Source organism: Paraburkholderia terricola, from assembly GCF_900142195.1.
GTDB lineage: Bacteria > Pseudomonadota > Gammaproteobacteria > Burkholderiales > Burkholderiaceae > Paraburkholderia > Paraburkholderia terricola.
In genome coordinates, this window is record NZ_FRAB01000017.1 from 75,835 (window position 1) to 99,683 (window position 23,849).

The window sequence follows — 23,849 nt, forward strand, 5'->3', positions numbered from 1 at the left end:
CACCGGCAATAAGATGATGGGCGTTTAGCCCATTTTTTTTTGCCGCTCAGTTTATGTGGTTTGGCATCTCGGGTAGCACGAACGTGCGCCGGCTTGGCGCGCGGCCCGCATTGGTTGTTTGCAAAACAGGCGGCAGGCTCGCTGCGCGAACATCTAAGAGGGCACTGTGCAACTGACGGAACTGATTGAAACCACGGTCGTGGGACTCGGCTACGAGCTCGTCGATCTCGAGCGCACCGGGCGCGGCATGTTGTGTATTTATATCGACCAGCCGGCCGGCATTGCGATCGAAGACTGCGAGAAAGTCACGCGTCAGCTCCAGCACGTTCTGACGGTCGAAAATATCGATTACGAGCGGCTCGAAGTGTCGTCGCCGGGTCTCGACCGCCCGCTGAAAAAACTGGCGGATTTTGAACGCTTCGCAGGCAGCGAAGTGGTAATCACATTGAAAAAGCCATTGGACGGACGGAAATCGTACCGGGGCATCCTGCATGCTCCGCAAGGCGAGACGATCGGTCTGGAATTTGAAGGGAAGGAAGGCGCCGCGATGCTTGATTTCACGCTCGCGGACATGGATAAAGCACGCCTCGTTCCGAAAGTTGACTTTAGGAGCCGCAAACAATGAGTCGCGAAGTGTTGATGCTGGTGGATGCGCTGGCACGCGAGAAGAACGTCGACAAAGACGTGGTATTTGCCGCGCTCGAGGCGGCTCTCGCTTCGGCCTCCAAGAAACTCTTCGAAGAAGACGCGGATATCCGCGTCCATATCGACCGTGAAAGCGGCGAACACGAAACGTTTCGCCGCTGGCGCGTGGTGCCGGACGAAGCCGGTTTGCAGGAGCCGGATCAGGAAATCCTGCTGTTCGAAGCGCGTGAACAGAAGCCCGACATTCAACTCGACGAATACATCGAGGAACCGGTGCCGTCGATCGAATTCGGCCGCATCGGCGCGCAGGCCGCCAAGCAGGTGATCCTGCAAAAGGTGCGCGACGCGGAACGCGAACAGATCCTGAACGACTTCCTCGAGCGTGGCGAGCACATCATGACCGGCTCGGTGAAGCGTCTCGACAAGGGCAACTTCATCGTCGAAACCGGCCGTGTCGAAGCGCTTTTGCGCCGCGATCAACTGATTCCGAAGGAAAACCTGCGCGTGGGCGACCGCGTGCGCGCCTATATCGCCAAGGTCGATCGCACCGCGCGCGGCCCGCAGATCGAACTGTCGCGTACCGCGCCCGAATTCCTGATGAAGCTGTTCGAGATGGAAGTGCCGGAAATCGAACAGGGCCTGCTGGAAATCAAGGCGGCGGCCCGCGATCCGGGTGTGCGCGCCAAGATCGGCGTGATCGCTTACGACAAACGTATCGATCCGATCGGCACTTGCGTCGGCATTCGCGGCTCGCGCGTACAGGCGGTGCGTAACGAGCTCGGTGGCGAAAACGTCGACATCGTGCTATGGTCGGAAGATCCCGCACAGTTCGTGATCGGCGCGCTCGCGCCGGCAGCCGTCCAGTCGATCGTCGTCGATGAAGAAAAGCATTCAATGGACGTCGTCGTCGACGAAAACGAGCTGGCGGTCGCGATCGGCCGCAGCGGCCAGAACGTGCGTCTTGCCAGCGAACTCACCGGCTGGCAGATCAACATCATGACGCCGGACGAATCCGCGCAAAAGCAGAATCAGGAACGCGGTGTATTGCGTGACCTGTTCATGGCGCGTCTCGATGTCGACGAGGAAGTCGCCGACATCCTGATCGACGAAGGCTTCACGAGCCTCGAAGAGATCGCTTATGTGCCGCTCAACGAGATGCTCGAAATCGAGGCATTCGACGAAGACACCGTTCACGAACTGCGTAATCGCTCGCGCGATGCATTGCTGACGATGGCGATCGCGAACGAAGAAAAGGTCGAAAATGTAGCGCTCGACCTGAAGAGCGTGGAAGGCGTCGACGCCGACCTGCTCGCCAAGCTGTCCGAACACCAGATCCAGACGCGCGACGAACTCGCCGAGCTGGCTGTGGATGAACTGGTCGAGATGACCGGAATGGAAGAGGATGCCGCTAAGGCGTTGATCATGAAAGCACGTGAACACTGGTTCCAGTGAGAAATGACCATGGCGCACTAAATTGAACGCGGCCGTCAGGCCGCATGACCCGATGCTAACCGCAAGGAATCGGTCCTTGCATTAAGAGGAATGAATGGCGAGTAACAACGTAGCCCAATTTGCCGCGGAACTGAAAATGCCTGCAGGCGTGCTGCTCGAGCAGCTGCAGGCGGCAGGCGTCACCAAAGCGAGCGAAGACGACACCTTGTCCGAAACGGACAAGGCGCGTCTGCTCGACCACTTGCGCAAGTCTCACGGCTCGACTGATGCGGACAAGCGCAAGATCACGCTGACGAAACGGCATACGTCGGAGATCAAGCAGTCCGACGCGACGGGCAAGGCTCGCACCATTCAGGTCGAGGTGCGTAAGAAGCGCACTTTCGTCCGCCGCGACGAAACCGTCAGTGAAGGCGCGGAAGCATCGAATCATGTGGCCGAGGCCGACGTCGACGATCTGGAACTCCAGCGTCGTGAAGAGGAAGCGCGTCACGAAGCCGAGCTGCTCGAAAAGCAGGCTCAGGAGCTGAAAGCGCGTCAGGAACAACTCGAACGCGAGGAAGCCGAACGTCAGGCGCGCGAGCAGGCTGCAGAAGCCGAGCGCCGCCGTGCGGAAGAAGAAGCGGCGAAGAAGCGCGCGGCGGCTGCGGCCGAAGCGGCGGCTCGCGAGAAGCCTCAGCAGCCGGCGCAAGCTGCGCAGCCGGTCACGGCGAAAGCCGAACCGGCGGCTGCCAAGGCTGCGCAACCCGCCGTCGAGCAGGACGACGAACGCGCCGCGGCGGAACGCGCGGCGCAACGCGAGGCTGCGAAGAAGGCGGAAGACGCGGCGCGTCAAGCCGCTGAGAAAGCGCGCGCCGAACAGGAAGAAATCGCCAAGCGTCGCGCAGCGGCTGAAGCCGAGGCGCGTGCGATTCGCGAAATGATGAACACGCCGCGCAAGGCGCAGGTCAAGGCGCCGGAGCCGGCACCGAAGCCCGCTGAGCCGGCCAAGGCCGCCGAAGCCAAGGGCACGCTGCACAAGCCGGCACGTCCGGCAGGTGAAGCAACGGCACGCCCGGCCGCCAGGAAGCCGGCTGTCGCGGCTCCGGCCGCCACGACGGCGCCGTCGGCGGGCGACAAGAAGAAGCCGGCGGGCAAGGGCAACTGGCAGGACGACGCAGCCAAGCGCCGCGGCATCAAGACGCGCGGCGATACCAGCGGCGGCGTCGATCGCGGCTGGCGCGGCGGCCCGAAGGGTCGCGGCAAGCATCAGGATCAGAGCACCACGTTCCAGGCGCCGACCGAACCGATCGTGCGTGAAGTGCATGTGCCGGAAACCATCACGGTCGCCGATCTTGCGCACAAGATGGCGGTGAAGGCGTCGGAAGTCATCAAGTCGATGATGAAGCTCGGCCAGATGGTCACGATCAACCAGATGCTGGACCAGGAAACGGCGATGATCATCGTCGAGGAATTGGGCCACCATGCGGTCGCGGCCAAGCTGGACGACCCGGAAGCGATGCTGGTCGAAGGCGAAATCAGCGATGCGGAAGCATTGCCGCGTCCGCCGGTCGTCACGGTCATGGGTCACGTCGACCACGGCAAGACCTCGCTGCTCGACTACATCCGCCGCGCCAAGGTGGCAGCGGGTGAAGCGGGCGGGATCACGCAGCACATCGGCGCCTATCACGTCGAAACGCCGCGCGGCGTCATCACGTTCCTCGATACGCCGGGTCACGAGGCCTTTACGGCCATGCGTGCCCGCGGCGCGAAAGCAACCGACATCGTGATTCTGGTGGTCGCAGCCGACGACGGCGTGATGCCGCAAACGAAGGAAGCGATCGCCCACGCGAAGGCCGGCGGCGTGCCGCTCGTCGTCGCGATCAACAAGATCGACAAGCCGGATGCGAATCCGGAGCGCGTGAAGCAGGAACTCGTCGCGGAAGGCGTCGTGCCGGAAGAATACGGTGGCGATTCGCCGTTCGTGTCGGTGTCGGCGAAAACCGGCGCGGGCATCGACGACCTGCTCGAAAACGTGCTGCTGCAAGCCGAAGTGCTGGAACTGAAGGCGCCGGTCGAAGCGGCGGCCAAGGGTCTCGTCATCGAAGCGAAGCTCGACAAGGGTAAGGGTCCGGTCGCAACGATCCTCGTCCAGTCCGGTACGCTGAACCGTGGCGACGTGGTGCTGGCGGGTAGCGCTTACGGCCGCGTGCGAGCCATGCTCGACGAAACCGGCAAGCCGACCAAGTCCGCCGGTCCGTCGATCCCGGTGGAAATCCAGGGTCTGTCGGAAGTGCCGCAAGCCGGTGAAGAAGTCATCGTCATGCCGGACGACCGCAAGGCGCGTGAAGTCGCGCTGTTCCGTCAAGGCAAGTTCCGCGACGTCAAGCTGGCTAAGCAACAGGCCGCGAAGCTCGAGAACATGCTGGAACAGATGGGCGAAGGCGAAGTGCAGTACATGCCGCTCATCGTCAAGGCCGACGTGCAGGGTTCGCAGGAAGCGCTGGTGCAGTCGCTGCTCAAGCTCTCCACCGACGAAGTCCGCGTGCAGATCGTGCACGGCGCCGTGGGCGGCATCAGCGAGTCCGACGTCAACCTGGCAACGGCTTCGAAGGCGGTGATCATCGGCTTCAACACCCGTGCGGATGCACAGGCGCGCAAGCTGGCGGAAGCCAACGGTGTCGATATTCGCTACTACAACATCATCTACGACGCAGTGGATGAGGTGAAGGCCGCGATGTCCGGCATGCTGGCGCCGGAGAAGCGCGAAGTCGTGACGGGCACCGTCGAAGTGCGCCAGGTCTTCAAGGTGCCGAAGATCGGCGCGGTGGCCGGCTGTATGGTCACGGACGGTTTCGTCAAGCGCTCGTCGTCGGTACGCGTGCTGCGCAACAACGTCGTCATCTTCACGGGCGAGCTCGATTCGCTCAAGCGCTTCAAGGACGACGTGAAGGAAGTCCGTCAAGGCTTCGAGTGCGGTATGTCGATCAAGAACTTCAACGATATCGTCGAAGGCGATCAGTTCGAAGTCTTCGAAGTCACCGAAGTCGCGCGTACGCTGTAATTCACGCGACACGGCTCAACGGGCGGAGCGGGCTTTAGCGCCCGCTCCGCCCGTTGTTTTTTGAGCCACGGCGGCGCGCCTGTCGCCTATGGCGCCCGCAGCCGCCCACGGTCATCGAGCCGCTCACATGCCGCCCGCATGACGAAGACCGCGGCTACGCGATCAACTTTTTGCATCCGTCATAACGGATCACACAACACCATGCCTAAAAAACGTTCTTCTCCCAATCGCAACGTGCAGATCGCCGATCAGATCCAGCGCGACCTGTCCGAGCTGCTGCGTGAGGTCAAGGATCCGCGCATCGGCATCGTCACGATTCAAAGCGTCGAGCTGACGCCGGACTACGCGCACGCGAAGGTCTATTTCACGACGCTGACGGGCGACCCGCAGCAGACGCTGGAAGCGCTCACGCATGCGGCCGGTCATCTGCACAATCAGCTGTTCAAGCGCTTGCATATCCATACCGTGCCGACGCTGCATTTCCACTACGACAAGACGATCGAGCGGGCGGTCGAAATGTCGCGTCTGATCGACGAGGCGAATGCCAACCGCGCGAAAGAAGACTGAGCAGGCGTTATCCGCTGCCGTGCCGTTGACTGCAATGCGCCTGGCGCCGCCTTCCGTTTTGCTTTCCGTTTACCTCGAAGATCCGTCTTTCTGACATGACCGCACCTCAACGCCCCCGCGTGCCGCGGCGCGCGCTCGACGGCGTGCTGCTGCTCGACAAGCCGCTCGGCCTGTCGAGCAACGACGCGCTGATTCGCGCGAAACGTCTCTATCTGGCGAAAAAGGCGGGCCACACCGGCACGCTCGACCCGCTCGCCACCGGTTTGCTGCCGCTGTGCTTCGGCGAAGCCACCAAGTTCTCGCAGGATCTGCTCGAAGCCGACAAGACCTACGAGGCCACGATGCGCCTCGGCATTCGCACGACCACCGGCGACGCCGAAGGCGAGACCATCGACACACGCGAGGTGACGTGCGATCAGGCGGCGGTCCTTGCGGCTTTACCGACGTTTCTCGGCGACATCATCCAGGTTCCGCCGATGTATTCGGCGCTCAAGCGCGACGGCAAGCCGCTGTACGAATACGCGCGCGCCGGTCAGACGGTCGAACGGGAAGGGCGGCAGGTGACGATCCACGCGCTCGAATTGCTCGCCTGCGCGCTGCCGGACGTGACCTTTCGCGTGACGTGCAGCAAGGGCACGTATGTGCGCACGCTCGCCGAGGACATCGGCGAAGCGTTGGGTTGCGGCGCGCATCTGGTGGCGTTGCGGCGCACCGGCGTCGGCGCGCTGACGCTGGAACACGCGGTGACGCTCGATGCTCTGTCGAGCGCGCCGGAAAGCGAGCGGGACGCGTGGCTGCAACCGGTCGACGCGCTGCTGTCCACGTTCCCGCTCGTCAGGCTGGATGAGGACGCGACTCGCCGCTTTCTGCACGGTCAACGCCTGAAGCTGTCGGAGTTGGCGATCACCGGCGACGCGGTGAATGCGCCGCGCGTGCGTGTGTATGACGGGGAAGGCCGCCTGCTCGGTGTCGCGAAACAAGGCGAAGGCGTGCTCGCACCGGAACGGCTGGTGGTGACGACGGCGAGCCAGGCCGCGTTAAAGCGCTAGAAGCCGAAGCCGAAGCAAGGAAAAAAGGCGGGACCGCTCGAAAGCGGCCCCGCCTTTTTCCATTCCACTTCGCCGCGCCCGGAAAGACGCAACAACGTCAATGCGCGGCCGCCGCCGCCGCGCCGGCGTCACCGCCTGCACGCTCCGGCCTGGTGATCCAGATCAGCGCGATTAGCGCGACAAAAATGCCGGCCGACACGAAGAACAGATCGTTCACGCCCAATTGCGCGGCCTGTTGCGTGGCCATCGTGTTGAACAATCCATAAGCTTGCGGCTGACTGAAACCGGCCGCACCCATTTGCCGGATCGACTGATCGAACACCGGGTTGTACGCGCTAGCCTGTTCGGCCAGTTGCGCGTGATGCATGATGGTGCGGTGATCCCACGCCGTCTGGAAGATCGAGGTGCCGATGCCGCCGCACATGATCCGCACGAAATTCGACAAACCCGATGCGGCCGGAATCCGGTTGCCGGGCAAGCCCGAAAGCGTGATCGACACCAGCGGAATGAAGAACCCGGCCATGCCGATGCCTTGAATCAACGTGGGCAGCAGCAGCGAATACGTATCGACGCCGGTCGTATAACGCGAGCGCATCCAGAAGCACAACGCGAATACGAGGAACGACAGCGTCGCGATATAGCGCGGATCGGTACGCGGCAAGATCTTGCCTGTGATCGGCGACAGCAGCACGGCGAACAGGCCGACCGGCGCCATGACCAGTCCCGCCTCGGTTGCCGTGTAACCGATATCGGTTTGCAGCCACAACGGCAGCAGCACGAGATTGCCGAAGTACAGGCCATAGCCGACCGACAGCGCAACCGTGCCGCCCGTGAAATTACGCTTGCTGAAGAGCGACAGATCGACCACCGGATGCTCGGCCGTCAGCTCCCACACCACGAAGAACGCGAGCGCGATCACCGCGACCAGCGTCAGCACGACGATGGTGGTCGACGAAAACCAGTCGAGGTCCTTGCCTTTGTCGAGCATGATCTGCAACGCGCCGACCCAAAGGATCAGCAGGCCGAGACCGACGCCGTCGATCGGCGCTTTTTTAATCACTGAATCGCGATTGCGGAAGATCATCCACGTGGCCGCGGCGGCAATCGCGCCGACCGGAATGTTGACGTAGAAAATCCACGGCCAGGAGATGTTGTCCGAGATCCAGCCGCCGAGAATCGGCCCGGCCACCGGCGCGATCAACGTGGTCATCGCCCACATCGACAACGCCATCGGCGCCTTGGCGCGCGGATAGCTGGCGAGCAGCAGCGTTTGCGACAGCGGAATCATCGGGCCGGCCACGGCGCCTTGCAGCACGCGCGACGCCAGCAGGAACGGCAGCGTGGGCGCGAGGCCGCACAGCCACGACGAGATCACGAACAGCACGATCGACGCCATGAACAGGCGCACCTGACCGATGCGGTCGGTGAGCCAGCCGGTGAGCGGCACGGAGATCGCGTTCGCCACCGCGAACGAGGTGATTACCCACGTGCCCTGGTCGGACGACACGCCGAGGTCGCCCGAAATGGACGGAATCGAGACGTTCGCAATCGACGTGTCGAGCACGTTCATAAAGACGGCGAGCGACACCGCAATGGTGCCGATCACCAGTTGCGCGCCCTCGAGCGGCGGATGAGGAACTTGCGCCTGAGCCTGAGCCATGAAGCGAAAAACCTTGTAGGAATCGTTGCGCGGCTTACATCAATTTCGCGGCCGCGGCGGTAGCGGCGGCGGCGGGCTTCGCGCCGCCGGCTTGCGCCGGCTTCTGCGTGCCGCCGTTCGGCCCCGCGTTTTCCGCGATGATGCGGGCGATTTCCGCGTCGGCTTCGTCGCCGTACTTCTCGAACACGGTGGTCTGATAGACCGTGTTCGGCGCCTGGCCGAGCTGGCCGCCCTGGTCGTCCTTGATGGTCACGTCGGCTTGCATCGACAGGCCGATGCGCAGCGGATGCTGTTCGAGCTCCTTCGGGTCGAGCGCGATCCGTACCGGCAGGCGCTGCACCACCTTGATCCAGTTGCCGGTCGCGTTCTGCGCGGGCAGCAGCGAGAAGGCCGAGCCCGTGCCCGCCGAGAAGCCGACCACCTTGCCGTGATACACCACCGACGAACCGTACACGTCGGCCGTCAGTTCGACCGGCTGGCCGATGCGCATGTGCTTCAACTGCACTTCCTTGAAGTTCGCGTCGACCCACACGCTGCCGAGCGGCACGATGGCCATCAGCGGCGTGCCCGGCGAGACGCGCTGGCCGACCTGCACCGAGCGCTTCGCGACATAGCCCGTGACCGGCGCCGGCAGGTTGTTGCGCGCGTTGTTCAGGTACGCGTCGCGGACCTTCGCGGCGGCGGACAGCACGTTCGGGTGATTCGCGATCGAGGTGTTGGCGGTCAGCGCGCGGTTCGAGGCCAACTGCTGCTGGGCGGCGTCGACGGCGGCTTGCGCGCTCTTCACGGCGTCGCGCGCGTGCGAGATTTCCTCGAGCGACACGGCGCCGGTTTGCGCGACCGTCAGCCGGCGCTTCAGGTCGTCCTGAGCGCGCGACAGATCGGCCTGGCGGACGGCGACTTGCGCCTGGTATTGGTTGTCGTCGGCGAACAGGCCGCGCACCTGGCGCACCGTTTGCGCGAGATTCGCTTCGGCCTGTTCCAGCGCGACGCGCGCGTCCGCCGGATCGAGCACGACGAGCGGATCGCCGGCCTTCACGGTTTGCGTGTCGTCCGCATTCACGGCGACGACGGTGCCGGTGACCTGCGGCGTGATTTGCACGACATTGCCGTTCACGTACGCGTCGTCGGTGTCTTCGTGGAAGCGCGCGACGAGGAAGTAGTACAGGCCGTAGGCGATCGCGGCGATCAGGATCACGATGACGAGCAGCGTCATCATGCGCTTGCGTTTGCCGTTGTTCGCCGGTTGTGCGGGGGCAGCGGGCTGCTGGGGGGTGCTCATTGATGTGCTCCGGGTTCTCTCAAGCGTCGTCGTTTATTCGGGTGTGCGTGCGGGTCTGGTGCCGATGCCGTGTCAGTTCGCGGCGGCGGTCGCGGCGGTGGCCGACGCCGGGGCATCGGTCGGCACCACGAGGCCGGTCTGGGTCGCGTCGAAACCGCCGCCGAGCGCCTTGACGAGACCGATCTGCATATCGCGGCGGCGCATCTTCAGGCTCGTTACCGTCTGTTCGGCGGCAAGGCGGTTCTGGTCGGCGGTCAGCACCTGCAACTGCGGCGACAAACCGGCCTTGTAGCGGATCACGGCCAGCTGATACGCCTTGGTGGACGCGTCGAGCGCGCGCTGCGCGTCGCCCGATTGCTGGTCGATCGAACGGATCGACGACACTTGCGTCGCCACGTCAGAGAGGGCGTTGATCAGCGTCTGGTTGTAGTTCGCCACATCCAGATCGAAATCGGCGTAGCGTCCCTTCAACTGCGAGCGCAGCGCGCCGGCGTCGAAGATCGGCAGGTGGATGGCGGGGCCGAATTGCATCTGGCGGCTGCCCGCCTTGAGGAATCGGCCCCAGCCGAACGCGTCGAAACCGAAGCCGGCGGCGAGGTTGACGTCCGGGAAGAACTCCGCTTTCGCTTCCTTAACGTCGTGCATCGCGGCTTCGACCTGCCAGCGCGCGGCGACGATGTCCGCGCGGCGCGCCACGAGATCGGCCGGCAGGTTGTTCGGCAGCGCCACGGTGTCGCCGGTGGTCAGGACCGGCTGGGCGATCTGCAGGCCGCGGTCGGGACCCTTGCCCAGCAGCGCGCCCAACTGATAGCGCACCACGGTGATCTGGCCGTCGAGGTCGGTCAGCGTCGACTGGCTGGTTGCGATGTTGCCGTTCGCGGTTTGCCGCTCGACGTTGGTGTCGAGACCGGCGGCGACGCGCCCGTTCGTAATGCGGCCGATTTCCTGACGGTTGGCGATTTCACGCGCGGCGATGTCGCGCAGCGCGTACAGCTGCGCGAGCTGGTTGTACCTGCTCGCCACCGACGCGGCGAGCGTCACGCGCGCCTGCTGCATGTCGGCTTCAGCGGCTTTTTCCTGCGACACCGCCTGGCCGAGGCGCTGGCGGTTTTTGCCCCACAGGTCGAGATCCCATGACGCGCTCGCGAGCACGTTGTTTTCGCTATACCAGGTGCCGCCGTACGGAGGCGGGTAGAGCGCGTTGCCCGAGAACAGCTCGCGGGTCCACGAATAGCTGCCGGTGACCTTCGGATACAGCGCCGAGCGCGAGCTCTCGATATACGACGAAGCCTTGGCCACGCGCGCCTGCGCCTGGGCGATCGACGGACTGCCTTCGAGCGCCTCCGCGATCAGCTTGGGCAGTTGCGGGTCGCCGAACTGGTTGGCCCAGTCGAACGACGGCCATTGGCCGCTCTCGCTGGGCAGACTCCGAGCGGACTCGTACTGAGCCGGCGACGACATCTGCTTGTCGCTTTTCATACCGAAGTAGTTCGCGCACCCCGTGAGGGCGAGCGCCGTCACAGCGGCGGCGACAGCGGCCCGGCTCGAAAGTGCGGGCACGGACAGGGAAAGGGATTTCATTCGCTCGACTCTTTGAGTGAAGATAATGATGGACACTGCAAGCAAATTCTTACGATTTGCTGTCGGGTTTGCTTGCTGCATCACGGGTAACTCCCGTTTGTTCGCCGGCGTTGACCAGCACGCGGCGCAGCATGCTTTTCAGAAAGCCCACTTCTTCGGGAGTGAAACCGCTCAGCAGGCTGTTCAGCACGCCAGTGAAAATCGCGGGCATCCTGGCGGCGATCGCCTGGCCTTCGGGCGTCAGCGCGAGACGAACCACGCGTCGGTCTTCGTTGCTGCGCACTCTCGTCAGCAGGCCGCGTTTTTCCAGTCGGTCGACCAGACGCGTGACGGCGCTTGCGTCAATGCCGTATTCACGGGCCAGTTCGGCCGCCAGCAGGCATTTGCCGCTGGCCACCATGAACAGGATGCTGCCTTGCTGGCTGGTGATGCCCAGTTCGGCCATGCTGCGCTGAGTGACCAGATTCGACATAGTCGATCTCACTCGCGTGATCAGGTAGCCGACGCTTTCGCCGACCTGGTATTCGCTGATCTCGGGCGGCGGGGTGGGGGACGGCTTCGTCATGACTCTCGTGCGAACGCAATGGTTGACTAGGCAGGATTATAAGATGGGATTGATTGACGCGGCAAGCGTTACCACAGCTTAGGCAAGGAACTTTTGCTGCTCAAGGTTATACGTTGACCGGTTTTGCGTGGGATTTTCCCGGCGAAAGTCGCATAGTTTCCTACGCTTCGCTGCGCCGAAGATGCTCGGTCTGTCAGGGAATACCAGAAAGCTTCATTCGTGCGTGCTATAATGTTGGGTTCCCAAAAGTGCGCTTTGGGCTTGTCGTGGTTCATGAGAAGTAACCAAGTAACCGGCATGAGCATTCGGCGCACTCCAACTGTCCCCAGGTTTCCTATGACCCGCGCCCTACGCAACATCGCCATCATTGCCCACGTCGACCACGGCAAGACCACGCTCGTCGACCAGCTCCTCCGCCAGACCGCCACGTTCCGCGAGAACCAGCAGGTCGTCGAACGCGTGATGGACTCGAACGACATCGAAAAAGAACGTGGCATCACGATTCTGTCGAAGAACTGCGCGGTCGAATACGAAGGCACGCACATCAATATCGTCGACACGCCGGGCCACGCCGACTTCGGCGGTGAAGTGGAGCGCGTGCTGTCGATGGTCGACTCGGTGCTGCTGCTGGTGGATGCGGTCGAAGGCCCGATGCCGCAAACGCGCTTCGTGACCAAGAAAGCGCTGGCGCTCGGCCTGAAGCCGATCGTCGTGATCAACAAGGTTGATCGTCCGGGCGCGCGCATCGACTGGGTGATCAACCAGACCTTCGACCTGTTCGACAAGCTGGGCGCGTCGGACGAGCAGCTCGACTTCCCGATCGTCTACGCATCGGGCTTGAACGGCTACGCCGGCCTGACGCCGGACGTGCGTGAAGGCGACATGCGTCCGCTGTTCTACGCCGTGCTGCAACACGTACCGGTTCGCCCGGCCGATCCGGAAGCGCCGCTGCAACTGCAGATCACGTCGCTCGACTATTCGTCGTATGTTGGCCGTATCGGCGTGGGCCGCATCACGCGCGGCCGCATCAAGCCGGGCATGGCCGTAGCCGTGCGTTCGGGCCCCGACGGCGCGATCCTGAATCGCAAGATCAACCAGGTGCTGTCGTTCAAGGGTCTGGAGCGCGTGCAGGTCGAATCGGCCGAGGCCGGCGACATCGTGCTGATCAACGGTATCGAGGAAATCGGCATCGGCGTGACCATCTGCTCGCCGGAACAGCCGGAAGCGCTGCCGATGATCACCGTCGACGAACCCACGCTGACCATGAACTTCCTCGTCAACTCGTCGCCGCTCGCCGGTCGCGAAGGCAAGTTCGTCACGAGCCGTCAGATTCGCGACCGTCTGATGAAGGAGCTGAACCACAACGTCGCGCTGCGCGTGAAGGAAACCGGCGACGAAACCACCTTCGAAGTGGCCGGCCGCGGTGAATTGCACCTGACCATTCTCGTGGAAAACATGCGCCGTGAAGGCTACGAGCTGGCCGTGTCGCGTCCGCGCGTGGTGATGCAGGAAATCGACGGTGTGAAGCACGAGCCGTACGAAAACCTGACCGTCGACATGGAAGACGCCCACCAGGGCGGCGTGATGGAAGAACTCGGCCGCCGCAAGGGCGAAATGCTCGACATGGCGTCGGACGGCCGTGGCCGCACGCGTCTCGAGTACCGCATTTCGGCACGTGGCCTGATCGGCTTCCAGTCGGAATTCCTCACGCTCACGCGCGGCACGGGCCTGATGAGCCACACGTTCGACTCGTATCAGCCGGTCAGGGAAGGCGCGGTCGGCGAGCGTCGCAACGGCGTGCTGATTTCGCAGGACGACGGCGCGGCAGTCGCTTACGCGCTGTGGAAATTGCAGGATCGCGGCCGCATGTTCGTGTCGCCGGGCGAGCCGCTGTACGAAGGCATGATCATCGGCATTCACAGCCGGGACAACGACCTGGTCGTGAACCCGATCAAGGGCAAGCAATTGACCAACGTGCGTTCGTCGGGTACCGACGAAGCGGTGCGCCTCGTGCCGCCGATCCAGATGTCGCTGGAATACGCGGTTGAATTCATCGACGACGATGAACTGGTCGAAGTCACGCCGCAATCGATCCGTCTGCGCAAGCGCTATCTGAAGGAACACGAGCGCCGCAGCGCAAGCCGTAAGGGCGCCGTGGACTGATTGACCTCGCCTTGCGCGGCATGATGGCAAGGTAAGACAGGCAAAAGCCACCTCCGGGTGGCTTTTGCCGTTTCTGGCGCGCCAATCGCGTTGTGCGTAGTTGCTAGCGGTTGGCAAACCGTTGATGCGCGTTTGTCCACGTTTATCGTGGAAAGACTGCCGCGCATTGGATACCGGCCGCAAAGCCCGTCGCGGCGGGCTTGAGCGGCAAACCGTCGGCTATCTGGACTATTTGATCTGTGCTATGCTCCCCGGGTGCAAAGTTTTAGGTCCTTCCAAGCAAGACTTGATTCGCGCAATCCGCTAAACGGTCAGGCCGTGTCGCGGAAGGTTCTGTAACCCGCTATTTCTCGAGAAACTCGAAGAAAGGTGAGCGTAAAAATGATGAAGCAATTCCAGTCGAACTCTTATCTGTTCGGCGGCAATGCTCCGTACGTTGAAGAAATGTACGAAGCATATCTCGACAATCCGGCGTCAGTGCCCGAGAACTGGCGCAGCTATTTCGACGCGTTGCAGAACGTCCCTGCATCGGATGGCACCAGTGCCAACGACGTGGCCCACGGCCCGATCGTCGAATCGTTTGCTCAACGGGCCAAGGCCAACGCCTTCATCCCGCGCACGGCAACCGGTGGCGAAGATCTCGCCACTGCGCGAAAGCAAGTCTATGTGCAGTCCCTCATCGGCGCATATCGCTTCCTCGGCTCGCAATGGGCCAATCTCGATCCTCTGAAGCGCCGCGAACGTCCCGCGATCCCCGAACTTGAACCCGCGTTCTACGACTTCACCGAAGCCGACATGGACCAGGAGTTCAGCGCAACGAATCTGTATTTCGGATTCGAGCGCGCTTCGCTGCGCGAGATCGTCAAGGCATTGCGCGACACGTACTGCGGCACGATCGGCGCCGAGTACATGTACCTCAGCGATCCGGAACAGAAGCGCTGGTGGAAGGAGAAACTCGAGTCGATTCGCTCGACGCCGAACTTCTCCAACGAAAAGAAAAAGCACATCCTGAATCGCCTGACGGCCGCCGAAGGCCTCGAGCGCTTCCTGCACACCAAGTACGTCGGCCAGAAACGCTTCTCGCTCGAAGGCGGCGAAAGCTTCATCGCGTCGATGGACGAAGTCGTGCGTCATGGCGGCGCCCGCGGCGTGCAGGAAATCGTCATCGGCATGGCTCACCGTGGCCGTCTGAACGTGCTGGTCAATACGCTCGGCAAGATGCCGGCCGATCTGTTCGCCGAATTCGAAGGCAAGCATGTCGACGACCTGCCGGCCGGCGACGTGAAATACCACAAGGGTTTCTCGTCGGATATCTCGACCGACGGCGGCCCGGTTCACCTGTCGCTCGCGTTCAATCCGTCGCACCTCGAAATCGTCAACCCGGTGGTCGAAGGTTCGGCGAAGGCGCGCATGGATCGTCGCGGCGACGACAACGGCCTGCAAGTGCTGCCGGTGCAGATCCACGGCGACGCGGCCTTCGCGGGCCAGGGCGTCGTGATGGAAACGCTGAACCTCGCGCAAACGCGTGGTTACGGCACGCACGGCACGCTGCATATCGTCATCAACAACCAGATCGGTTTCACGACGTCGGACCCGCGCGATTCGCGCTCCACGTTGTACTGCTCGGACGTCGTCAAGATGATCGAGGCGCCGGTGCTGCACGTGAACGGCGACGATCCGGAAGCGGTCGTGCTGGCCACACAGCTGGCCATCGACTTCCGGATGCAGTTCCACAAGGACGTCGTCGTCGACATCGTCTGCTTCCGCAAGCTCGGCCATAACGAGCAGGACACGCCGGCTGTCACGCAGCCGCTGATGTACAAGACGATCGCCAAGCATCCGGGCACGCGCGCGCTGTACGCTGAAAAGCTGACGCAGCAAGGCGTGATCACGGCGACCGACGCGGACGAATACGTCAAGGCTTACCGCAAGGCGATGGACGAAGGCCATCACACCGTCGACCCGGTGCTCTCGAACTACAAGAGCAAGTACGCGGTGGATTGGGTGCCGTTCCTGAACCGCAAATGGACCGACGCAGCCGACACGGCCGTGCCGCTCGCCGAATTGAAGCGCCTCGCCGAGCGCATCACCACGATTCCCGAAAACTTCAAGGTTCACCCGCTGGTCGAGCGCGTCATCAATGACCGCCGCGCAATGGGCCGTGGCGAAGCGAAGCTCGACTGGGGCATGGGCGAACACCTCGCGTTCGCGTCGCTGGTCGCCTCGGGCTACGCCGTGCGCCTGACCGGTCAGGACTCGGGCCGCGGCACGTTCACGCACCGTCACGCGGTGCTGCACGATCAGAATCGCGAACGCTGGAACGACGGCACCTACGTGCCGCTGCAGAACATCGCCGAAGGTCAGGCGAAATTCACGGTGATCGACTCGGTGTTGTCGGAAGAAGCGGTGCTCGGCTTCGAATACGGCTACTCGACCGCTGAACCGAATACGTTCGTCGCATGGGAAGCGCAGTTCGGCGACTTCGTGAACGGCGCGCAAGTCGTGATCGACCAGTTCATCTCGTCGGGCGAGGTCAAGTGGGGCCGTGTGTCGGGCCTTACCATGCTGCTGCCGCACGGCTACGAAGGCCAGGGTCCTGAGCACTCGTCGGCGCGGATCGAACGTTTCCTGCAACTGTGCGCGGACCACAACATGCAGGTCGTTCAGCCGACCACGCCGGCGCAGATTTTCCACCTGCTGCGCCGTCAGATGATCCGCCTGTTCCGCAAGCCGCTGATCGTCGCCACGCCGAAGTCGCTGCTGCGTCACAAGGAAGCCGTGTCGGATCTGTCGGAACTGGCCAACGGTTCGTTCCAGCCGGTAATCGGTGAGATCGATCAGGCCATCGACGCGAAGAAGGTCAAGCGCGTCGTGATTTGCTCGGGCCGCGTCTATTACGACCTGCTCGCGCATCGCCGTGAATCGAAGTCGAACGACGTCGCGATCATCCGCATCGAACAGCTCTATCCGTTCGCGCATAAGCAGTTCGAAGCGGAAATGAAGAAGTACGACAACGCGACCGAAGTGGTGTGGGTGCAGGACGAGCCGCAGAATCAGGGCCCGTGGTTCTACATCGAGCACCACCTGAAGGAAGGCATGAAGGACGGGCAGAAGCTGGCATACAGCGGTCGTCCGGCTTCGGCCTCGCCGGCAGTCGGCTACTACGCGAAGCACTACGAGCAGCAGAAGGCGCTGGTCGAAGGCGCTTTCGGCCGCCTCAAGAGCGCGTCGATCGCTAAATAACGAAAACAGACGAACCGGGAAAGCGCCACGCGCTTTCCCGTGCCGCATCCAGTGACCATTGAGGGTTCATTCGCGGCAGACATGGTTCGCAGGCGGTCGTCGAGTCCATGGATCGCGCGCCGTCACCCGATACGTATTCAGGATATTCATAATGGCTATTGTTGAAGTCAAGGTTCCCCAGCTTTCCGAGTCGGTTTCGGAAGCCACGATGCTGCAGTGGAAGAAGAAGCCCGGCGAGGCTGTGGCTCAAGACGAAATTCTCATCGAAATCGAGACCGACAAGGTCGTGCTCGAAGTGCCGGCACCCTCGGCCGGCGTGCTCGCGCAAGTCATCGCGAACGACGGCGACACCGTCACCGCCGATCAGGTCATCGCCAAGATCGACACCGAAGGCACGGCCGGCGCCGCTGCTGTCGAAGCCGAAGTCAAGCCGGCGCCTGTCGCCGCACCGGCTGCCGCACCGGCGGCTCAGGCCGCATCCGCAACGGGTGCGAACACAGCTGCTTCGCCGGCTGCCGGCAAGCTGATGGCCGAGAAGGGTCTGTCGTCCGGCGACGTCGCCGGCACGGGCCGCGACGGCCGCATCACCAAGGGCGACGTGCTGACCGCGGGCGCTCCCGCCGCCAAGGCCGCGGCACCGGCACCGGCCGCCGCACCGAAGGCTGCCAAGCCGTCGCTGCCGGACGTCAAGGCGCCGGCGTCGGCTGATCAATGGCTGAAAGACCGCCCGGAACAACGGGTGCCGATGTCGCGTCTGCGCGCGCGTATCGCCGAGCGTCTGCTCGAGTCGCAGCAAACCAACGCGATCCTCACCACGTTCAACGAAGTGAACATGGCGCCGGTGATGGACCTGCGCAACAAGTACAAGGACAAGTTCGAGAAGGAACATGGCGTGAAGCTCGGCTTCATGTCGTTCTTCGTGAAGGCGGCCGTTCACGCGCTGAAGAAGTTCCCGCTGGTGAATGCGTCGATCGACGGTAACGACATCGTCTATCACGGCTATTTCGACATCGGTATCGCTGTCGGTTCGCCGCGCGGTCTGGTGGTGCCGATCCTGCGCAACGCGGATCAGTTGAGCCTCGCGGAAATCGAGAAGAAGATCGCCGAATTCGGCCAGAAGGCGAAAGACGGCAAGCTGTCGATCGACGAAATGACCGGCGGTACGTTCTCGATCTCGAACGGCGGTGTGTTCGGTTCGATGCTGTCGACCCCGATCATCAACCCGCCGCAATCCGCGATTCTCGGCGTGCACGCCACCAAGGAACGCGCCGTGGTCGAAAACGGCCAGATCGTGATCCGTCCGATGAACTATCTGGCGCTGTCATACGACCACCGGATCATCGACGGCCGCGAAGCGGTGCTGTCCTTGGTCGCCATGAAGGACGCGCTGGAAGACCCGGCGCGCCTGCTGCTCGACCTGTAAAAGCCGCTCCGGCCGGCGCCGGTTGCCATTGCGCAAACTGGCGCCCTATAAGCATCACGTCTTTCGCATTCCGCAGTACAGGAACAGGGCGCGCCACGAAACGTGGCCGCGCGCCGTTCCGTCATAAAAAGGATTGTCATGTCCAAAGAATTTGACGTCGTCGTGATCGGCGCAGGCCCCGGCGGCTATATCGCTGCAATTCGCGCCGCACAGCTCGGCAAGACGGTTGCATGTATCGAAAAATGGAAGAACCCGGCCGGCGCGCTGAAGCTCGGCGGCACGTGTCTGAACGTAGGCTGCATTCCGTCGAAGGCGCTGCTCGCCTCGTCGGAGGAATTTGAAAACGCGCAGCACCATCTCGCCGATCACGGCATCAACGTGTCGGACGTGAAGATCGACATCACGAAGATGCTGGCCCGCAAGGAAGGCATCGTCGAGAAGATGACGAAGGGTATCGAATTCCTGTTCCGCAAGAACAAGATCACGTGGCTCAAAGGTCACGGCAAGTTCACCGGCAGGACGGACGCCGGCGTGCAGATCGAAGTGAGCGGCGAAGGCGAAACCGAAGTGGTCACGGCGAAGAACGTGATCATCGCGACGGGCTCGAAGGCGCGTCATCTGCCGAACGTGCCGGTCGACAACAAGATCGTGTCGGACAACGAAGGCGCCTTGAGCTTCGACACGGCACCGAAGAAGCTGGCCGTGATCGGCGCGGGCGTGATCGGTCTGGAACTGGGTTCGGTGTGGCGCCGTCTCGGCGCGGAAGTGACCGTGCTCGAAGCGCTGCCGGAATTCCTCGGCGCCGCCGACCAGGCGCTCGCGAAAGAAGCCGCCAAGCAGTTCAAGAAGCAGGGTCTCGACATTCACGTCGGCGTGAAGGTCGGCGAAGTGAAGACCACCGCGAACAGCGTCACGATCGCTTACACGGACAAGGACGGCAACGCGCAAACGCTCGAAGCCGACCGCTTGATCGTGTCGATCGGCCGCGTGCCGAACACCGACAACCTCGGTCTCGAAGCCATCGGCCTGAAGGCCAACGAACGCGGCTTCATCGACGTAGACGATCACTGCGCGACCGCGGTGCCGAGCGTGTACGCAATCGGCGACGTGGTGCGTGGCCCGATGCTCGCGCACAAGGCCGAGGACGAAGGCGTGCTGGTCGCGGAAATCATCGACGGTCAGAAGCCGCACATCGACTACAACTGCGTTCCGTGGGTCATCTACACCGAACCGGAAATCGCATGGGTCGGCAAGACGGAGCAGCAACTGAAGGCGGAAGGCCGCGAGATCAAGACGGGTCAGTTCCCGTTCATGGCGAACGGCCGCGCGCTCGGCATCAACAAGGCGGATGGTTTCGTCAAGATGATCGCCGACGCGAAGACCGACGAACTGCTCGGCGTGCACATCATTTCGGCGAATGCGTCGGACCTGATCGCGGAAGCCGTCGTGGCAATGGAGTTCAAGGCGGCGTCGGAAGATCTCGGCCGTATTTGCCATCCGCACCCGTCGCTGTCGGAAGTCATGCGCGAGGCGGCGCTGGCCGTCGACAAGCGCGCGCTGAACATGTAATGACGCGCACGCCTGACTGATCGCAGCACTTTCGCATCACCACAAAGGCGGGCGGGTTCAATCCCTCCCGCCTTTCTTTTTGCAGCAACACAATGAACGTCACCGAATACTACGAAAAAGAACTGCAGACGCGGGGTTATCAATCGGACCCGGCGCAGCGCGCGGCGGTCGACCGTCTGCAACGGTGCTACGAAGAGTGGGTCGAATACAAATCGCGCCGCTCCAATGCGTTCAAGAAACTGATCATCCACCCGGACCGGCCGCGCGGCGTGTACATGTGGGGCGGCGTGGGGCGGGGCAAGAGCTTCCTCATGGACAGCTTCTACATGATCGTGCCGGTGCAGCGCAAAACGCGGCTGCATTTCCACGAGTTCATGCGCGAGGTGCATCGCGAACTGGAAGAACTGAAGGGTCGGGCCGATCCGCTCGACGAACTCGCGCTTCGTATCGCCAAGCGCTACCGGCTGATCTGTTTCGACGAATTCCACGTGTCCGACATTGCCGATGCGATGATCCTGTACCGTCTGCTCGACAAGCTGTTCGAGAACGGCGTGCAGTTCGTGATGACGTCCAATTACGCGCCGGACACGTTGTATCCGGATGGCCTGCACCGTGATCGCATGCTGCCGGCGATCGAACTGATCAAGGAGAAGGTCGACGTGATCAACGTCGACGCCGGCGTCGACTACCGGCAACGCACGCTGGCTCAGGTCGAGGTGTATCACACGCCGCTCGGCGCGGCCGCCGACAAGGCGTTGCGCGACGCTTTCGCGCGTCTCGCCGCCGTGCCTGACGAGAGCCCGATTCTGCACATCGAAAAACGCGAGCTGAAAGCGCTGCGCCGCGCGGACGGTGTCGTGTGGTTCGATTTCGCCACGCTATGCGGCGGGCCGCGCTCGCAGAACGATTACCTCGAGCTGGCGAGCCGCTTTCACGCGGTGATTCTCTCCGGCGTGCCGCAGATGTCGGCGCGCATGGCCTCGGAGGCGCGCCGTTTCACCTGGCTGATCGACGTGTTCTACGACCACAAGGTCAAGCTGTTGATGTCCGCCGCGGTGCCGGCCGAGCAGTTGTACGTCGACGGACCGATGGCTAACGAATTTACGCGCACGGTGTCGCGCATCGTCGAAATGCAGTCGAAGGAGTATCTCGACGCGCCGCGCCGGATCGTCGATACGTCGTTGACCTGAAGCGCTGCCGGGAACGGGCCGTGATGCTTTCGCGATAGATCACGATCCGCTACGCGAATACACGCGGTCCGGCGGCGTATTTTCAAGATTCGGACTCGTCTTATATTCCCTCACCGGACGACTGGATATCTTTTGTCGTGATTCTGACAAAGGAGAAATCATGAATCCGTACCGTGACATCAATGACGAAGAATGGCAACGCGTCGCACCGTTGTTGCCCGAGCTGCGTCCGCGTTCCGAACTGCGCGGCCGGCCGCTTGCCAATACCCGTTCCGTGCTCAATGGCGTGCTGTGGGTGATGTACAGCGGCGCTACCTGGTCCGCCATGCCGCGCAAATACCCGTCCTACCAAACCTGCCATCGTCGCTTCAAGGCCTGGCACGAATCCGGCGTCCTCAAACGTGTAATGGAGCAACTGTTCGGCGCGGCAAGCGAAGAACTCTGCAATTTGATGGAAGCCCGCATGCGTACCCACGCGAGCGCGGAACAGAAGAGCGTTGAAGCACAAGAGGCTACGACCCAGATTGCGGCCCCCGCGGGGTACAGTCCGGCACCGTCCAAACCACAGCCGTCCTCGCCGTTCGCGTATGCGTCGCCCTTCAAGCACGCTGCATGACAACTACACCTAGCCGATTTCAGGCACAAAAAACGGCCGAACGATAATGATCGTCGGCCGTTTTCTTTTCTATCGGGGCTGCGGCACGTAGGCGGCTCCAACGTCCAACTGGCTGCCAATCCGTCTTAACAGGCGATCAGGCGTCGGCGCCTGGATTGTCCGTGGGCTATTGCTGACGTACCCAGGTCTGCGAGCGGCCCAGCAGCGAAACGCCGATATAGCCGCGCACCACCAACTTGTTCCCGCCATCTTCCAGGTGCATCTTGCACTTGTAGACCTTGCCGTTTTCCGGATCGAGAATCTGGCCGTGGTCCCAGCCGTCGCCGTCCTTTTTCATATCGTTGATGATCGTCATGCCGAGAATCGGCTGATCCTTGCGCGCGTCCGTGCATGCGGTGCACCGGCGACCCGGCTGGTCGTTCGGGCCTAGTCCCTTGATCACCTTGCCGTTGAGCGAACCGTCGCCGTCCCGAGCGATCTGCACGAGCGCTTTGGGCTGACCGGTGTGATCGTCGATGGTTTGCCAGGTGCCGACCGGGCTGTCGGTCTGCGCCATTGCCGTGACGGCGCCGGCGAGCAGTACGCCGGCGAGCGCTGCATGCCTGGCTGCGCGAAGCGCGATTGCACGGGTGCGTTGGGTGAACTGCGTCATTGTCTTCCTCCTTGATAAAAGACGGCGCGATCATGAGCGCGCGGCGTGATTGGCATCTCGGGCGGACTTGAGTCACTCGCCGCCGTGATGCCTGATATGGCGCCTGGGTTCTTGCTTCAGGGGTATTGACTTGCCACTTGCAACTCTCGACTCGCGGCTTGCACGCCGCCGGCCGAAAGCGTTTGCGCAGAATACGTGAAAGCGCGTGCGTCGTTTGATAGTGGAACCTCTAATTAGCACGCCGCGCCGTGCGCATCGATTCAGCTGGTACGAGAAGGTCGCGTTGATGCGCGGGCTGCGCGATGCGCCTTCCAAGGACGCGTCGCCGATCGCTTTGGCCACTGCAAGATCGAGGCTGTAATACTTCGCGTCCGAGATCCTGAAACCGAGCGTAATCGACGCAAGCCTCGACGGCGAAGTGGTACCCGCATGTACACCCAACACGCGCCTTGTCGAACGAAACATAGGGCGTGAATGTGCACCGATACGTGAAGCTCGGCGTGAACGAACGGTTGCCTGCGAACATCGCTCCCAATCGGAATCGCCTGACGCTTCGCCCGGTTGACGGTCTTGCGCAAAACGCTGCGCGCCGAACGACATCTGTTCAAAGGTCGCGAGCGGGACCGCGCTGTATTGACCGGTGAGTGCGATGGCGGTGCCGATTTTCAGCGGCCACTCGTTGGTTAGCGAAAAGCTTGCACCTGTACGCACGAAGTTGATCGACGCCGGATTGATGACCCGGCAAGTCCGGAACGTTCCAGTCGTCGGATTTCGACGCCCTCGGAATATCGAGCGCCTTCGTCACATTGAAACTCGCACGGCGCACTTGACCCGTTCGCACGCTGATGTAGTCGGCCTGCAATTGCATCGCCCGCGCTCGGGCGCAGCAGCCAGCCGATGCCGGCCGAAAGCGCCGCGCAAGCGTGGGTGGACCGCGGCAAATGGGACATGGCGGAGCCCAACCGCGTGCCTGCGCCGCTCGACGCAACGGCTGACGCCGCCAGGATACAGCGCTCAATCTGGGCATCAGCCGCAAGATGTTGTGGGGAAAAATCCGCAAGTACCAAATTTTTGACGAAGAGCCCGAAACACGCGAAACTGAGTAATAATGAGACGGTTGTACTAAAACAAAAACTGTTTAAGCAGGATTTA

At 62.5% G+C, this 23,849-nt stretch carries 16 protein-coding genes and 2 pseudogenes; 12 read left to right on the forward strand and 6 right to left on the reverse strand.

Going from position 1 to position 23,849, the window contains the following annotated elements:
- Positions 1–166 precede the first annotated feature (166 nt).
- The 5 genes from rimP to truB all read left to right on the forward strand — a co-directional run bounded on the left by rimP (position 167) and on the right by truB (position 6,753).
- On the forward strand, positions 167–625 hold the full coding sequence (gene rimP / locus BUE39_RS16850; protein WP_007182297.1) for a ribosome maturation factor RimP: 459 nt from the start codon (positions 167–169) through the stop codon (positions 623–625).
- Positions 622–2,097 carry a transcription termination factor NusA gene (nusA, locus tag BUE39_RS16855; protein WP_073429857.1) on the forward strand — a complete coding sequence of 492 codons (1,476 nt, stop codon included), beginning with the start codon at positions 622–624 and terminating at the stop codon, positions 2,095–2,097. The genes rimP and nusA overlap by 4 nt, the downstream gene beginning before the upstream one ends.
- A gap of 94 nt (positions 2,098–2,191) precedes the next feature.
- Positions 2,192–5,137: a translation initiation factor IF-2 gene (infB, locus tag BUE39_RS16860; RefSeq protein ID WP_073429859.1), complete on the forward strand. Its 2,946-nt coding sequence runs from the start codon at positions 2,192–2,194 to the stop codon at positions 5,135–5,137.
- Between the two features lie 201 nt (positions 5,138–5,338).
- On the forward strand, positions 5,339–5,704 hold the full coding sequence (rbfA, locus tag BUE39_RS16865) for a 30S ribosome-binding factor RbfA (protein ID WP_042324072.1): 366 nt from the start codon (positions 5,339–5,341) through the stop codon (positions 5,702–5,704).
- A 95-nt stretch (positions 5,705–5,799) separates the two neighbouring features.
- Positions 5,800–6,753: a tRNA pseudouridine(55) synthase TruB gene (gene truB, locus BUE39_RS16870; protein ID WP_073429861.1), complete on the forward strand. Its 954-nt coding sequence runs from the start codon at positions 5,800–5,802 to the stop codon at positions 6,751–6,753.
- A 97-nt stretch (positions 6,754–6,850) separates the two neighbouring features.
- Here the strand turns inward: truB and BUE39_RS16875 are convergent, their stop codons facing one another.
- The 4 genes from BUE39_RS16875 to BUE39_RS16890 all read right to left on the reverse strand — a co-directional run bounded on the left by BUE39_RS16875 (position 6,851) and on the right by BUE39_RS16890 (position 11,841).
- Positions 6,851–8,413, reverse strand: a complete 1,563-nt coding sequence (locus BUE39_RS16875) for a DHA2 family efflux MFS transporter permease subunit (RefSeq protein WP_073429863.1) — start codon at positions 8,411–8,413, stop codon at positions 6,851–6,853.
- A gap of 34 nt (positions 8,414–8,447) precedes the next feature.
- On the reverse strand, positions 8,448–9,695 hold the full coding sequence (locus BUE39_RS16880) for an EmrA/EmrK family multidrug efflux transporter periplasmic adaptor subunit (protein WP_073429865.1): 1,248 nt from the start codon (positions 9,693–9,695) through the stop codon (positions 8,448–8,450).
- A gap of 72 nt (positions 9,696–9,767) precedes the next feature.
- Complete coding sequence (locus BUE39_RS16885) at positions 9,768–11,276, reverse strand: efflux transporter outer membrane subunit (protein WP_073429868.1); 1,509 nt, start codon at positions 11,274–11,276, stop codon at positions 9,768–9,770.
- 49 nt (positions 11,277–11,325) lie between these two features.
- A complete protein-coding gene (locus BUE39_RS16890; protein ID WP_073429870.1) occupies positions 11,326–11,841 on the reverse strand; it encodes a MarR family winged helix-turn-helix transcriptional regulator in 516 nt (171 codons plus the stop codon).
- A gap of 336 nt (positions 11,842–12,177) precedes the next feature.
- On the opposite strand from BUE39_RS16890, the gene typA reads away from it, so the two are divergent.
- From typA to BUE39_RS16920, 6 genes are all read left to right on the forward strand, one after another.
- Positions 12,178–14,004, forward strand: a complete 1,827-nt coding sequence (typA, locus tag BUE39_RS16895) for a translational GTPase TypA (protein WP_073429872.1) — start codon at positions 12,178–12,180, stop codon at positions 14,002–14,004.
- 381 nt (positions 14,005–14,385) lie between these two features.
- Positions 14,386–17,247 carry a 2-oxoglutarate dehydrogenase E1 component gene (locus tag BUE39_RS16900; RefSeq protein WP_073429874.1) on the forward strand — a complete coding sequence of 954 codons (2,862 nt, stop codon included), beginning with the start codon at positions 14,386–14,388 and terminating at the stop codon, positions 17,245–17,247.
- A 151-nt stretch (positions 17,248–17,398) separates the two neighbouring features.
- The gene (gene odhB, locus BUE39_RS16905; protein ID WP_073429875.1) at positions 17,399–18,670 is read left to right on the forward strand and encodes a 2-oxoglutarate dehydrogenase complex dihydrolipoyllysine-residue succinyltransferase; all 1,272 of its coding nucleotides are present in this window, start codon (positions 17,399–17,401) and stop codon (positions 18,668–18,670) included.
- Between the two features lie 138 nt (positions 18,671–18,808).
- Positions 18,809–20,239 carry a dihydrolipoyl dehydrogenase gene (gene lpdA, locus BUE39_RS16910; RefSeq protein WP_073429876.1) on the forward strand — a complete coding sequence of 477 codons (1,431 nt, stop codon included), beginning with the start codon at positions 18,809–18,811 and terminating at the stop codon, positions 20,237–20,239.
- A gap of 92 nt (positions 20,240–20,331) precedes the next feature.
- Positions 20,332–21,429 carry a cell division protein ZapE gene (gene zapE / locus BUE39_RS16915; protein ID WP_073429877.1) on the forward strand — a complete coding sequence of 366 codons (1,098 nt, stop codon included), beginning with the start codon at positions 20,332–20,334 and terminating at the stop codon, positions 21,427–21,429.
- 160 nt (positions 21,430–21,589) lie between these two features.
- Positions 21,590–22,045, forward strand: a complete 456-nt coding sequence (locus BUE39_RS16920) for a transposase (protein WP_073429878.1) — start codon at positions 21,590–21,592, stop codon at positions 22,043–22,045.
- A gap of 166 nt (positions 22,046–22,211) precedes the next feature.
- Here the strand turns inward: BUE39_RS16920 and BUE39_RS16925 are convergent, their stop codons facing one another.
- Positions 22,212–22,697, reverse strand: a complete 486-nt coding sequence (locus BUE39_RS16925; RefSeq protein ID WP_073429879.1) for a DUF2147 domain-containing protein — start codon at positions 22,695–22,697, stop codon at positions 22,212–22,214.
- 258 nt (positions 22,698–22,955) lie between these two features.
- A pseudogene (locus tag BUE39_RS36020) lies at positions 22,956–23,571 on the reverse strand (ShlB/FhaC/HecB family hemolysin secretion/activation protein); the annotation flags it as partial.
- Between the two features lie 11 nt (positions 23,572–23,582).
- Here BUE39_RS36020 and BUE39_RS35515 point away from each other — a divergent pair.
- Positions 23,583–23,803 (forward strand): annotated as a pseudogene (locus BUE39_RS35515) (sigma 54-interacting transcriptional regulator); the annotation flags it as partial.
- Positions 23,804–23,849: the final 46 nt, after the last annotated feature.

Bases quoted from the DNA above. Each gene is read 5' to 3' on its own strand.
- nusA (WP_073429857.1), top strand. From the start codon at position 622: ATGAGTCGCGAAGTGTTGATGCTGGTGGATGCGCTGGCACGCGAGAAG.
- infB (WP_073429859.1), top strand. From the start codon at position 2,192: ATGGCGAGTAACAACGTAGCCCAATTTGCCGCGGAACTGAAAATGCCT.
- rbfA (WP_042324072.1), top strand. From the start codon at position 5,339: ATGCCTAAAAAACGTTCTTCTCCCAATCGCAACGTGCAGATCGCCGAT.
- truB (WP_073429861.1), top strand. From the start codon at position 5,800: ATGACCGCACCTCAACGCCCCCGCGTGCCGCGGCGCGCGCTCGACGGC.
- BUE39_RS16875 (WP_073429863.1), bottom strand. From the start codon at position 8,413: ATGGCTCAGGCTCAGGCGCAAGTTCCTCATCCGCCGCTCGAGGGCGCG.
- BUE39_RS16880 (WP_073429865.1), bottom strand. From the start codon at position 9,695: ATGAGCACCCCCCAGCAGCCCGCTGCCCCCGCACAACCGGCGAACAAC.
- BUE39_RS16885 (WP_073429868.1), bottom strand. From the start codon at position 11,276: ATGAAATCCCTTTCCCTGTCCGTGCCCGCACTTTCGAGCCGGGCCGCT.
- BUE39_RS16890 (WP_073429870.1), bottom strand. From the start codon at position 11,841: ATGACGAAGCCGTCCCCCACCCCGCCGCCCGAGATCAGCGAATACCAG.
- typA (WP_073429872.1), top strand. From the start codon at position 12,178: ATGACCCGCGCCCTACGCAACATCGCCATCATTGCCCACGTCGACCAC.
- BUE39_RS16900 (WP_073429874.1), top strand. From the start codon at position 14,386: ATGATGAAGCAATTCCAGTCGAACTCTTATCTGTTCGGCGGCAATGCT.
- odhB (WP_073429875.1), top strand. From the start codon at position 17,399: ATGGCTATTGTTGAAGTCAAGGTTCCCCAGCTTTCCGAGTCGGTTTCG.
- lpdA (WP_073429876.1), top strand. From the start codon at position 18,809: ATGTCCAAAGAATTTGACGTCGTCGTGATCGGCGCAGGCCCCGGCGGC.
- zapE (WP_073429877.1), top strand. From the start codon at position 20,332: ATGAACGTCACCGAATACTACGAAAAAGAACTGCAGACGCGGGGTTAT.
- BUE39_RS16920 (WP_073429878.1), top strand. From the start codon at position 21,590: ATGAATCCGTACCGTGACATCAATGACGAAGAATGGCAACGCGTCGCA.
- BUE39_RS16925 (WP_073429879.1), bottom strand. From the start codon at position 22,697: ATGACGCAGTTCACCCAACGCACCCGTGCAATCGCGCTTCGCGCAGCC.